Annotated in this window: 13 protein-coding genes; 4 read left to right on the top strand and 9 right to left on the bottom strand. The window is 63.4% G+C overall.

Annotated features, from left to right (window positions below):
- Window positions 1-4: 4 nt before the first annotated feature.
- Complete coding sequence (locus GPA21_RS16325) at window positions 5-1,222, top strand: putative bifunctional diguanylate cyclase/phosphodiesterase (RefSeq protein ID WP_246262018.1); 1,218 nt, start codon at window positions 5-7, stop codon at window positions 1,220-1,222.
- Window positions 1,223-1,361: 139 nt separating this feature from the next.
- Here the strand turns inward: GPA21_RS16325 and GPA21_RS16330 are convergent, their stop codons facing one another.
- Genes GPA21_RS16330 through GPA21_RS16365 form a run of 8 tightly spaced genes read right to left on the bottom strand, consistent with a single transcriptional unit; the run spans window position 1,362 to window position 6,172 of the window.
- On the bottom strand, window positions 1,362-1,802 hold the full coding sequence (locus tag GPA21_RS16330) for a TIGR03751 family conjugal transfer lipoprotein (protein ID WP_168989187.1): 441 nt from the start codon (window positions 1,800-1,802) through the stop codon (window positions 1,362-1,364).
- Window positions 1,783-3,195: a TIGR03752 family integrating conjugative element protein gene (locus GPA21_RS16335; RefSeq protein ID WP_168989188.1), complete on the bottom strand. Its 1,413-nt coding sequence runs from the start codon at window positions 3,193-3,195 to the stop codon at window positions 1,783-1,785. The genes GPA21_RS16330 and GPA21_RS16335 overlap by 20 nt, the downstream gene beginning before the upstream one ends.
- The gene (locus GPA21_RS16340) at window positions 3,185-4,075 is read right to left on the bottom strand and encodes a TIGR03749 family integrating conjugative element protein (RefSeq protein ID WP_168989189.1); all 891 of its coding nucleotides are present in this window, start codon (window positions 4,073-4,075) and stop codon (window positions 3,185-3,187) included. Before GPA21_RS16340 ends, GPA21_RS16335 begins: the two co-directional genes overlap by 11 nt.
- Window positions 4,072-4,767: a PFL_4703 family integrating conjugative element protein gene (locus tag GPA21_RS16345; RefSeq protein WP_168989190.1), complete on the bottom strand. Its 696-nt coding sequence runs from the start codon at window positions 4,765-4,767 to the stop codon at window positions 4,072-4,074. The genes GPA21_RS16340 and GPA21_RS16345 overlap by 4 nt, the downstream gene beginning before the upstream one ends.
- On the bottom strand, window positions 4,764-5,186 hold the full coding sequence (locus GPA21_RS16350) for a TIGR03750 family conjugal transfer protein (protein WP_168989191.1): 423 nt from the start codon (window positions 5,184-5,186) through the stop codon (window positions 4,764-4,766). The genes GPA21_RS16345 and GPA21_RS16350 overlap by 4 nt, the downstream gene beginning before the upstream one ends.
- Before the next feature lie 13 nt (window positions 5,187-5,199).
- Window positions 5,200-5,577, bottom strand: coding sequence for a TIGR03745 family integrating conjugative element membrane protein (locus tag GPA21_RS16355; RefSeq protein WP_425483704.1), 378 nt, complete (start codon window positions 5,575-5,577; stop codon window positions 5,200-5,202).
- Window positions 5,578-5,582: 5 nt separating this feature from the next.
- Window positions 5,583-5,816 (bottom strand): TIGR03758 family integrating conjugative element protein, encoded by a 234-nt coding sequence (locus GPA21_RS16360; RefSeq protein WP_168989192.1) that lies wholly within the window; start codon window positions 5,814-5,816, stop codon window positions 5,583-5,585.
- Entirely contained in the window at window positions 5,813-6,172 is a 360-nt protein-coding gene (locus GPA21_RS16365; RefSeq protein ID WP_168989193.1) for an integrative conjugative element protein, RAQPRD family, read from the bottom strand. Before GPA21_RS16365 ends, GPA21_RS16360 begins: the two co-directional genes overlap by 4 nt.
- Before the next feature lie 311 nt (window positions 6,173-6,483).
- On the opposite strand from GPA21_RS16365, the gene GPA21_RS16370 reads away from it, so the two are divergent.
- From GPA21_RS16370 to GPA21_RS16380, 3 genes are all read left to right on the top strand, one after another.
- On the top strand, window positions 6,484-6,990 hold the full coding sequence (locus GPA21_RS16370) for a hypothetical protein (protein WP_168989194.1): 507 nt from the start codon (window positions 6,484-6,486) through the stop codon (window positions 6,988-6,990).
- Complete coding sequence (locus GPA21_RS16375) at window positions 6,959-10,060, top strand: HsdM family class I SAM-dependent methyltransferase (RefSeq protein ID WP_211163652.1); 3,102 nt, start codon at window positions 6,959-6,961, stop codon at window positions 10,058-10,060. Before GPA21_RS16370 ends, GPA21_RS16375 begins: the two co-directional genes overlap by 32 nt.
- Before the next feature lie 109 nt (window positions 10,061-10,169).
- Complete coding sequence (locus GPA21_RS16380; protein ID WP_211163653.1) at window positions 10,170-10,718, top strand: hypothetical protein; 549 nt, start codon at window positions 10,170-10,172, stop codon at window positions 10,716-10,718.
- Window positions 10,719-10,763: 45 nt separating this feature from the next.
- Here GPA21_RS16380 and GPA21_RS16385 read toward each other — a convergent pair.
- Window positions 10,764-11,104: TIGR03747 family integrating conjugative element membrane protein (locus GPA21_RS16385; protein WP_168989196.1), on the bottom strand; the 341-nt coding region annotated here is incomplete at its 5' end.

The raw sequence follows: 11,104 nt of genomic DNA on the forward strand, positions 1-11,104 counted from the left end.
CGAATTGGCTGCGGCCGAGCGGCGCGGCCAGCAGCTGTCGCTGCTGTTCCTCGATCTCGACCGTTTCAAGGAGATCAACGATACCCTGGGGCACGACGCTGGCGACCGGGTGCTTGTGGAAGTGGCGCGCCTCCTGAAACGGTCCTTGCGTGCCGAGGAAACCCTGGCGCGGCTCTCCGGCGACGAGTTCGTAATCATCGCCGCCGACTCTGCTGATACAGCCACCCGCATTGCCGAACGCATCAGGCGTACCCTTGCCTCACCTATCCCGATCAACGGCCAGAGCTTCATTGTGTCTGCCAGCATCGGTATCGCGATCTTTCCAGAGGACGGACGATCCACCGAAGACCTGCTCAAGCACGCAGATATCGCCATGTACCGCGCCAAGGGCAATGGCGGTGGATTTCGCTTCTACCGCGCCAAGATGGGCGAGGACCTCACCCGGCAACTCGCCATCGCCAAACGCCTGGAAGGGGCGCTGGGCAACGGCGGATTGCAACTTCACTATCAGCCCCAAATTCACCTGCCGAGCGGCAGGCTGGTTGGTGCCGAGGCGCTGGCCCGCTGGCAGGATGCGGAGTGGGGGCTGGTTGCGCCGGCGGACTTCATTCCCGTCGCAGAGGAACGTGGTCTGATCGGCTCCCTCGGCGAATGGGCACTCCATGAAGCTTGCCGCCAGGTGCGGTATTGGCACGAGCACGACTGCCCCGTACCCGGCAAGGTGGCGGTCAATGTGGCGGCCCGCCAGTTCGACGATGACGATTTTGTCGAGCGGATGCTCTCCATCGCCCGCGAAAACCACGTCGCCGCGCACCACATCGAACTGGAACTCACGGAAAGTGGCATGATGCGCGACCCGGAACGGGCCGTCGACATCACCCGGGCGCTCGCCGACGCCGGATTCGGGCTTTCCATTGACGATTTCGGTACGGGTTATTCTTCGCTTTCCTACCTCAAGCGCTTCCCGGTAAACAAACTGAAGATCGACATCTCCTTCGTGCGCGACATGCTGACCGATCGCAACGATTACGCCATCGTCAGCACCATAATCGCGATGGGTAGAAGCATGGAGTTGGAAACCCTGGCGGAAGGGGTTGAAGATGCCGATCAGGTCGATGCGCTTCTCACGCTGGGATGCCAGCTTGCCCAGGGTTATCATTTCGGGCGGCCACTCGCTGCTAGCGACTTTGAAAGGAAGTGGCTGTCCCGTTCTACCCGCTAAAGTCGCGTTGGATCCCTTCCAGAATACTGGGGTTCTCCTACCGGCCGGTTTCAAGCCTTCAGATTGCGCACTATTGGATGGGGCGCGCAGATGGCGGGCATGAACTTGCTGCGCCTTCACGGCCCCTCAGAACGCGTTGTCAGTACTCTTCAACGCGCTCGCCGGGCATCGCATACTGCACCCGCTGGTAGAGCGGAAACACCGTGCTGTAGCCGGGCACGGGCACCGGTTCGGTGCCGGCCAGGTGTGGAAAGACGTACATCACCAGGTCGGGGTTCGGCAGCCGGTGGAACTGGCGATGGATCTCGTTGGCGGCGCTGCGGGTGTAGGCCGTGTTCAGGGCGGTCGTCGCCCGCGCGTCGGCCTCGGTGAGCGGCCGGCGCAGGCTCTGGCGCGCATCGAGCAACTGGCGGCCGGCCTGATTGCCCGGGCCGCCCCCGGTCTCGTGCTGCCAGATGTCGAGCATGGTGCGCTCGCCACGCGGCAGCAGCTTCTCCGAATGGGTCGCGCAGCCGCCGAGGGCGATCGAGGCGATGACGACAAGCAAGACCATCCGCCGGTCAATCCAGGTCGGGCGCATGCGCTTCTCCTAGTTGGTGGTTCACACGACGCCCCTTGGCGTCGTAGTCGATGGCGATCGGCTGCTCCAGATGCACGGCCACCCGGGCGCCGGGCTGCACGTAGACCGCCGCGAAGGCTTGTCCGTAGAGCTTGTTCACCCAGTCGGCCATGTCGCGCACGCCGCCGGCGAGGATGCGGCCCATGGCCTCATTGCCGCTGATGCCGACCGTGCCCAGCGAACCGTTGCTGTTGGAGACCACGGCCACGCTGCCGTTGTCGGACTGGATGAGCGAGGCCGCGCCCGCGCCGGCCGCGGTGATCAGGGCCTGCGAACCGAGATACTGCTGGGCGTTGCTGCGCCGCTCGCCCGAGACGCAGGGGATGCCGTAGGGGTCGCTGATCCACCCCAGGCCGTCCTGCAGGCTGGTGCTGTGCTGGCTGCGGCGGCCGTCGTCCTCGGGCACCGTGCGGATGGTGCCGTCCTGGAACACGAACGTGACCGAGCGGATTTGCCCGCGCACGCACGAGAGCGTCCAGTCGCCCGAGGCCGTGCCGCTGACGACGGCGCCGGCCACGTCGGGAATCTCGATGCCGTTCGCGGTGAGATTGTCGGCACCGATCAACACCTTGAAGGGATACGGGTCGTTGACAGTCCCGTCGATGGGGACACGGCCGATCAGCGCGGTCATCGCGACCGAGCCCATCAGCGTGGCGTTCGCGGGCACGGTATAGACGGCCTCGGTCGTGCTTCCCGCCGCCCGTGCGGCCTTGTCACCAGCGGCGACGGCGGCCGTCGGCGGCGCCGATTCGGCCGGACCGAAGCTGCTGGGGAAGCTGGGCAGCAGCGTGCCGGAGGCGCCGCCCTTGCTGTCGTGCGGGGCATCGTCCGGTTCGATCCAGCGGATGTCGTCCTTGCCGAACCGCAGGCCATCGTCCTCGCCAAGGCCCAGGCCAATCGGCAGGTCGGAGGCATCGCCCTTGGCGGACAGGCCGTCCAGGCGCCGTTGCAGTTCCTGCATCAGTCCCTGCGTCTGCTGCCGGTCACTGGCGGCCTGGCTGCGCTCCTGCTCCAGCCGGCGACGTTCGCTGTCGAGGGCGCTCTGGATGCGCTGGTCGATCGCCCCCTCGCGGGCGCGCAGGCGCTCGTTCTCGGCCCTGTGCTGGCGGTTGTCGCCCAGCGCGGTCTGCAACTCGGCGCGCAGCTGCCTGACCTGTGCGACCAGCGTGGCGACGGTATCGCGCGCCGTGTCGCCCGCGATGCCCAGCGCCTTCATCTCCTCGGGCGTGAGATGGCCGGCGGCGTCCGGCGCGCCCGGCGTCGTGTCGCCACCGGAGAACAGCTTGACCCCGACGAACACCAGCAGCAGTGCCATCGGGATCAGCAGCCACTTCAGGAGCGGGTTACTTGTCATGGGAGCCCCTCCCGGCCGCAGCGGCCGGCGGCAGGTTCATGCCGGCATCGATCCGACTCAGCGCCGGCAGCAGCGATTCGGCCAGGCCTCGGCCCCGGGTGACCAGATAGACCACGCTGGTGTCGGTCGAATCGCCCGCTGGCCCCAGGTCAGGGTGCTGGAACGTCGCCGCCACGAAGTCGCCCTGCAGCGCCCGCGGATCGAGTTTGAGCCAGCGGGACGAGGTATTGGTCAGGCGCACTGCGGTGACCCACTGATCCTCCAGTCGCCACGCCGCCAGGGCGCGGGCCCGGACCGGCAGCGCGGGCAGCAGCGTGTCCAGGGCGATCTCGCGTCGCAGGTTCACGCGCCCGATGCCGGCGACGGGCTCGACCGTGCGCAGCGGCGCGTAGAGGTTCTGCGCCGCGTAGCGGGTCAGGATGACGGGCACCGGCGTCTGGCGGCGTGCGGCGGGCTGTGCCGTCTGCGTCGGGTCGTTCGCACCTGCGGCACGTCCGTGTCCGGTGGCCGCATCCACAGAGACGATGCGCACCGGCTCCAACGGCGACTCGCCGTCCCTCGCGTCTTCGGCGGCGATGTCCACCAGCATGATGGCGCCGGATTCCACGTCCTGCAGTTCCAGCCGCGTCGGTGCGATGGGTTCGCTCGCCCGCAGGTAGATTGCGCCGCCCGCGCTCTGCACGCGCAGGCGATCACCCAGGCTCGCGGGCAGGCCAACGCGCACGTTGCGGTCGATGAAGACCACGCGCTCCTGGCCGACCACCAGCGGCACGGCCAGCGGCAGGCGCTCCCAGCGCAGGATCTCGATGGAATGAGCGGACGGCACCGGGCCAAGGCTCACCAGCAGGCCGGCCGCGACGGTGAGGACGAGACGTTTCATGGGTTGCCTCCACGCGGGAAACCAGCGCCCCCGCCGGGCGTGGCGGCCGGCGATTGCTCCAGCGGTGGTGCCTCGATGCGCTGCGGCGCGCCGGCATAGCAATCGAGCGCCAGGCCGAAGGGGTTGCGCTGGGGATCGACGTCCTGGCGGACCACCTTCAGCGGATAGCGCACCGTCGCACGCTTGACCTGTTCGCCACCGTGATACTCGTCGGTGCTCACGTCGAGCGTCACGATCCAGTCGCGGCTCGAAACCGTCGTCACCCGCGCGGTGGGGTTGTCGCCGTAGCCGCGCCCCGGAATCTCGTAGATGCCGCGCACCCGCTGGCGCAGTTCGCCGCTGCGGCGACGATGCTCGTAGTCCTGGCGCAGGAAGACCTGGCAGGCGGGCGTGATGTAGGCCGACAGCGCGTGCAGGTTGCGCGCATAGTCCTCCTCGCCGTTCGTGGGCCAGCGCTGCACCTGTTGCCACACGTAGAACGCGAACGTATAGACGCTCTCGGGCGGCACGTCCCACCACTTGCGGGTGCTGCCCGAACGCAGGTCCGGCGGCACGTGGATGGTGAGCTGCTTGGGCGCACTCCACCAGCCGAAGCCGAGCAGCAGCGCCACCACGAACAGCGCGCCGGCGGCCATACGCAACGTGCGCACGTGCGCCTGCAGGTGGAGGACTTCGTTCCTGAATCGGCTCATGCCGCACCTCGTCCGCGAGAGCGCCGGGTGGTCCTGCGCGTCGTCCAACGGCCCGAGCGGGTGATGAGACCGTGCTCCCCAAGCCAGGACGCCATCAGCGGATGCCTCAGCGCCAGACGCCACTGCAGTTGCCGGTACAGCCAGGTGTCGGGCCGGCCGCGCTTCTGGCGGCGCAGGAAACCGCCGCCGGCAAAGACACCCAGCGCGACCCCGGCCACGACCACCGTGGGTACCATGGCGATGCTGTGCGTGGCCCAGGCCAGCGGCACGCCGACGACGAACCCCGCCACGGCGGACAACCCGGCGCAGATCCACAGTTCGTCGGCGGTCAGGCCCCGCACCACGACCGGCTGGCGGTTCAGCCGGTGCGGCAGGAAGGTCACCAGTCCGTCGTGTGCGGTATCGTTCGAAGCGGCCATCACCAATCGGCCCTTACAGCACGCCCGTGGCCTTGGTGAGCAGCCAGATGCCCACCACCAGCAGGATCGCGCCCACGGCCACCGTCAGACCGAACTGGCCCCAGGTGGCGCGGCCGGTGTGGATCTCCGAATAGCGCGTGTAGGCGTGGTAGCACACGCCCACGAACATCGACGCGACCACGAGCAGTGCGATCAGCAGCACGATGTCGTAGCCGTAGTTCTGCAGCGTCTGCATGATGCCGCTGCCCGTGCCACGCGACGGGTCCTCGATGGTCGGCAGGCCCTGCGCCATGGCCGACAGCGGCAGGCCCAGCAATGCCAGCGGCGCGAGGATGGAGGAGGCGAAGCGATGGGAATTCGGATGGTTCTTCATGGCGGTCGGGCCCTTCATGGTGGTCAGGACAGCAGGAAATAGGTAAGCACCAGGTACATCGCGACGAAGCGCACGACGACACCCAGGAACTGGCGTTGCGAGAGGTGTTGCTCGGCCCAGCCCGTGTAGGCGGTGCGCATGGCCCACACGCCCCACAGCAGCAGGACGGCGAACACGAGGCTGAGCACGACAGTGGCGACGACCGAGGGCGCGAAGCCGCCGTTGGCCTGGAAGGCGCTGATCTGGGCGGCGTTCATTGGCTCCCCTCCTCGTCGGAGGGGCGGTCAGGCTGGCGGAAGTCGCCGAGTAGTTCGATCGGATCGCGCGGCTGGGCGCGCAGGGGTGTCAGGTAATCGTGGAGGCCCTGGCGGATGCGCTCGATGTCCTGGTGCAGGCGGGCGTAGTCGAAGTGGTAACGGGCGCGCGCCTGTGGAGCGGTACCGGCGGCGTGCTCGGCGAGGTGGTCGATCAGGTTGAGCTGGCGGGTGAGCGCGGCCAGTTGCTCACGCTCCGCAGTGTCGTCGGCGATCGCGAGTTGCAGGGGCGAGAGCGACACGGCCAACAGCAAGGCCAGCGAAGGCCATGCGGATGCGCGGCGGTTGGTTTGTCCCATCGTGTCATTCCCCGGTCAGAGAACAGCGGTGATGCTGCGGCAGACGCTTGGCAAGCGCTGTAGTGAATGGGAATCAAAGGGTGACCGGATTGATGGGATGTATGCCGCGAGCGGTGCGGCAACCGCTCTGGTTGAGGCATCCATGCGTTCGGCCGTGACCGATGTGGTGACTCTGTGAGCAAGCGCCTTTTTCGCTGGACTGGCTAGGATGCGGGCGACGATCAGGACGTCAGAAAAATCGGGTAACACACCCGATTTTGTGAGAAGATCGGGTTCGCCACCCGATCTTCCTTCAAGAGACATCTTCCAGAATGCAACTCGTCACGACGCGCGACGCAACACGGCTCACCGGCCTCTCGACTGAGCAACTCCGCGAGTGGACGAGCCGTCGCGCATTGATTCTTCCCGACGTGAGGCCCAAAGGACATGGCTCGCCGGCGCGCTACTCGTGGCAGACGATATTGCTGTTGCGGATTGCGGTCGTGCTGCGGGATCGTTTCAAGCTGGAATTACACGCACATCGCGATTTATTTTCCGCCATGAGAGCGGGCTTGGCTCGCACGTCTTTTTTGTCACTGTGGGGCAAGTCCTTGGTTCTATATGGGGGCGAACGATGGGTCGTAATCGATCCGCGCGATGCCGACTCAGTCATTGACGATTGCATCATGTTGCGGCTAGACCCCCATCTGCAGCAGCTTTCGGACAGTTTTTCTCTCCCCAAACCCGTGGTGCCCGGTCAGTTCCAACTGTTTCCCGCTTTGGGTGTGACGGCAGATACCGCAGTGAATGACACTACCAGACGCCGCAGACATGGGTAGCGTAGCGTTTACTAAGGCACTCACTGCAACCGGTTACCTCTTGCACGATGGCAAACCGGCGCCGGGACTGGCCCGTGCCGGTGAAGACGCCGGGTCCCGCCTTCGCGCCATTCTTTCGGACCGCCGTGTGGGGTTGCAGGCGGATGCGGTCTTTTCTGCTCAGAATGTGCCGACGGCGATTTTCATGGATGCCGGCGACGAGGCTCCTTCCGAGCATCAGATCGCCCGATGGCATGAGGCCGCCTGGAACGTTGGCGTCGCGCCGTTGCTGTGGATCATCACACCTACGGACGTGCGCCTGTACGACTGCTATTCATCGCCAGCGAAAGAAAGCCCGCAGCAGATTGCGACCGAACCGCTGGACGTGTTTCCCTTGCAGTCAGAAGGCAGGTTGCGGTCCTTGGACGCCATGTGTGGGCGCTACGCCACCGAAACCGGAGCGTTCTGGTCCAGTGCCATTGGAAAGCGCATTGATCGTCGGAATCGGGTGGATCGCCAGTTGCTCGATGAGATCAATGCGCTTGAGGAGCAGTTGACCGCTCTTGCCCCAGCCAACGGCCAGCCGCAGTCTGATGACAAAGAGGAGACACAGGCTTCTCGTGACTTTGCTCAGCGCCTGATTGGCCGCTGCATCTTCACGTCATACCTAGTGGATCGCGGTATTGCGCAGCCGTTTTTGCCGAAGGAGTTTTCGCCGGACGTGGCAGGCATGTTCGCAACGATTGATTCGGCATTTGCGTTGTTTCGTTGGTTGCGCAGTACCTTCAACGGGGATCTGTTCCCGATGGATGATCCAGGTGCCGAGCACCAGCGGTTGGGCGACGCGCATCTCGAACTGCTTCGTGACTTCGTTGAAGGGCGCAGCCTGCTATCGGGCCAAGGTCGATTGTTCCGTTTTCGTTTCGACGCCATACCCGTTGATCTTGTCAGCTCGATCTACCAGCAGTTCGCGCGGTCGAGTGCTGCGGATGAAGCACATACTCAGGGACTGCATTACACGCCCGTCGAACTTGTCCACTTGACGCTTGATCCGGTATTTGAGGCGCTTCCTGCAAAGGCACGCGTGATCGATCCAACATGCGGCTCAGGGGCCTTCTTGGTCGAGGCTTTCCGGAGATTGGTCTGGAAGCGGACCCAAGGGAAAACCGCGAGCCGCTCCGTAGTGCGAGAAGTGCTCTACAAGCAGCTCTACGGGATCGACATCAATAGATCCGCACTGGGTATTGCGGCTTTCAGCCTATACCTCGCTGCGCTGGAGCTTGATGAGGAGCCAGTTCAGGATATTCTGGATTTGAAGTTCGATCATCTGATCGGTGTCACGCTCTTTGAGGCCGATACCGTTCATGACGATCTGCCGGCTTTGGTCGTAGATCGGCCATTCGATGCGGTCGTGGGCAACCCTCCATGGACCTTTGTGAAGAAGGCGACCGCTTCACGCAAGCGCAAGTCCGACGACATTCGGACCAATCGGCCACGTCGCAGTCCTGACCAGGAATTCTTGTGGGTCGCATCACGCTTGGCGGGTAACACAGGACGCATCGGGATGATCATGAAGGCATCGCCGTTCTTCTCGAAGGACGTTCATGCGATCCAGGCGCGCGAAGCGCTTCTGCGTACCTTCCACCCCGTTGCATTGGTAAATCTCTCCGCATTGCGTAAGGATGGGCTATTCCCGGATGCGACTGGACCGGCCCTGTTGTTCTTCGGCCGCTGTGCATTGGTAGAACGTGAGGATCGCCTATTGGTAGGTTCGATTCCGTGGACACCTGACTTCAAGCGCAATGGCGTTTTTCATGTCGGTCCTGGCGAACTGAAAAGCATGCCGTTGGAGCGTGTGTTGCGCGCGCCCGCAATGCTCAAGGCGGCGGCATTTGGCACAGCGCGGGATGGCTGGCTGATCGAGAAGCTAGAGCGTACATTTCTAACGCTCGAGCAGGTATTGGTAAGTGCTCGTCTTGACTCAAGAGGACAAGGCTTCCAGGTGGATGGTGGAGATATCAACTCCCCCCCTAACAGCTATTACTTGCTTGGGGTCGTAACTCCAGACGACTATCGTCCCCTTCGAATCCCTTCCCATTCGCTGAAACGTTTCGAGCATCAGTCACTACACCGGACACGCAATCCTTCAATTTTTAAAGGGCCCTTGCTTCTTTGTCCGAAGGGAAATTTTGCAGCGGCAGTTGAACCGGGAAGGTACAGCGCGTCAGTGAGTGCTGAGAGCGTTCTCTACAACAAGAATTTCTATGGAATTTCGTTCGTTGACAAAGAACTCGCAGCAGCGAAGGTACTGTCGGCCATTCTGAATTCAAGCGTAACCGCTTTCCAACTGGCTTTTGGTGGAAGCACTTGGGGCCTGGAACGCCCCACTGTTGAGCCAAACGATCTGCTTGCGCTGCGAGTGCCGAATTTGGGCGAAGTCGACGCCGACCTGATTGAGGCTGTGCTGTCCGCTGAAGCTGCCGCTGCGGAGGAGCCCGGTGATTTGGAGCGAATTGCAGCTCTGGATCACGCTGTATGCGAACTCTATGACCTGGAACCTGATGAGATCGTGATTGTGAGCGACGGGGTTCGGCGCGCCCGCGCCCTGTTGTTTGAAAGCCGCGCACAGCGACTGATGCTCATTGCACGCCCTTCCTCTGACGATCTGGCGGCCTACGCCAGCGAAGTGGTTCGGACAGTCAACGCCTATCTGCGTGCCCGTGGCAAGCGGCATTTGGAAGCCGTCATCTACCCGCGGCGTGTCTCCACCAGCAATGCCATCGATGGGAGACCTGGCGTGGATGCTGTCAGGTTCGCTATGGTGGCCGGCGCCCCGTCCGGAACACCGTGTGTGCATCAAGGAAGCGAAAAAGAGGTCGCGCGTCTCGCGGCGATCTTCCGTGGGCAAGTCAATTCGGACGTTCCTCCGTACCTCAACGAGCGGCGGGTGCTCCGAATTTACGACGAGAACGCGCTTTTCATTCTGAAACCCTCTGAGGTGCGTTACTGGACACGGACAGCAGGTCTCAACGATGGAGATGCCATCTTGGCGGACCACTGGATCAAGGGGCTTCATGCGACTGTCTCCTGACCTACCGATAGGGCGCCCCTCTTTCGATCTGTCCGAAGATCAAATCGCCACAGTTGTCGATCTTCTATGTAGTAGTGTTGCCGCCGCTCGGCCGTTGCTGCAGCCCGGGATGCTCGAGGTTCCGATCACGATCCACGTGAAGAAGGCGATGCGGCGTCTGAAAAAGGATCTCGGCCTGTCCAATCTCGAGATCATGGGTGAGTTTGAACTGCTGGATCTGAGCAACGATGATCCCGAGGTTCTTGGACGGATTGACATAATTCTTCGCTTCTTGCATCAGTTCGGGGATGAAGAGGCCTATCTGGCCGTCGAATGCAAACGAGTAGGATATGGAGAGTCTGGGCTAAACCAGCGCTACGTGACACAAGGGGTGAATCGATTTGTCACGGGGCAATACGCCGCCGGCCATCACTGGGGAATGATGCTCGGCTACGTGTTGAGTTTGCCCACCGCTGCGATTGTGAAAGGCATTGATGCACGCATGCGCGCAACCTATGGTGAAACGGCGCAGTTGCGTGACCTAGAAGCACATGCCGAAGCACTTTCAGCGCATTTGGGCGACTTAGCTCAGGGGGGCGCAGGCCATGTCATTCGCTTGATGCACATCTTTGTAGACACAACGCCTGCGGCGGCGACAACCGGTTCGGCTTCGAGGTGAAGCTCTGGCAATTATTTGCATCGGTTTCCACCGAAGAAACTTGTCCTACAGGTACTTCTTGAAACTGCTCGCGGTAATGTTCACGGCCAGCCCAAGCAGCATCGCCCCCGGCAGCAGGACCAGCAGCGGATGCAGGGATACCGGCAATGCCAGGTAGATCACCCACGGCAGCACTGCCAGAGGCATCAGCGCCGCCTTCGCCCGGTGGTAGACGAAGCCGGACTCCCGCCCAGCACCGAACCTGCGGATGTCGCGCCGCACCAGCCCATCGACCAAGCCAACGAAGGCCGCGAGCAGGAACAGCGGCAGCGTCAGCACCAGGACCAGCAGGCGGACGAGGAAGGTCAGCGTGGTGAAGGCGGCGGCGATCAGGTAGCTTTCGGTCC

Origin of the sequence: Azoarcus taiwanensis (assembly GCF_012910885.1) — a bacterium.
GTDB classification, from domain to species: Bacteria; Pseudomonadota; Gammaproteobacteria; order Burkholderiales; family Rhodocyclaceae; genus Azoarcus_F; species Azoarcus_F taiwanensis.

Excerpts from the sequence above, each read along its gene's own strand:
- GPA21_RS16330 (WP_168989187.1), bottom strand. The coding sequence starts at position 1,802 with ATGCGCCCGACCTGGATTGACCGGCGGATGGTCTTGCTTGTCGTCATC.
- GPA21_RS16335 (WP_168989188.1), bottom strand. The coding sequence starts at position 3,195 with ATGACAAGTAACCCGCTCCTGAAGTGGCTGCTGATCCCGATGGCACTG.
- GPA21_RS16340 (WP_168989189.1), bottom strand. The coding sequence starts at position 4,075 with ATGAAACGTCTCGTCCTCACCGTCGCGGCCGGCCTGCTGGTGAGCCTT.
- GPA21_RS16345 (WP_168989190.1), bottom strand. The coding sequence starts at position 4,767 with ATGAGCCGATTCAGGAACGAAGTCCTCCACCTGCAGGCGCACGTGCGC.
- GPA21_RS16350 (WP_168989191.1), bottom strand. The coding sequence starts at position 5,186 with ATGGCCGCTTCGAACGATACCGCACACGACGGACTGGTGACCTTCCTG.
- GPA21_RS16355 (WP_425483704.1), bottom strand. The coding sequence starts at position 5,577 with ATGAAGGGCCCGACCGCCATGAAGAACCATCCGAATTCCCATCGCTTC.
- GPA21_RS16360 (WP_168989192.1), bottom strand. The coding sequence starts at position 5,816 with ATGAACGCCGCCCAGATCAGCGCCTTCCAGGCCAACGGCGGCTTCGCG.
- GPA21_RS16365 (WP_168989193.1), bottom strand. The coding sequence starts at position 6,172 with ATGGGACAAACCAACCGCCGCGCATCCGCATGGCCTTCGCTGGCCTTG.
- GPA21_RS16370 (WP_168989194.1), top strand. The coding sequence starts at position 6,484 with ATGCAACTCGTCACGACGCGCGACGCAACACGGCTCACCGGCCTCTCG.
- GPA21_RS16375 (WP_211163652.1), top strand. The coding sequence starts at position 6,959 with ATGACACTACCAGACGCCGCAGACATGGGTAGCGTAGCGTTTACTAAG.
- GPA21_RS16380 (WP_211163653.1), top strand. The coding sequence starts at position 10,170 with ATGCTCGAGGTTCCGATCACGATCCACGTGAAGAAGGCGATGCGGCGT.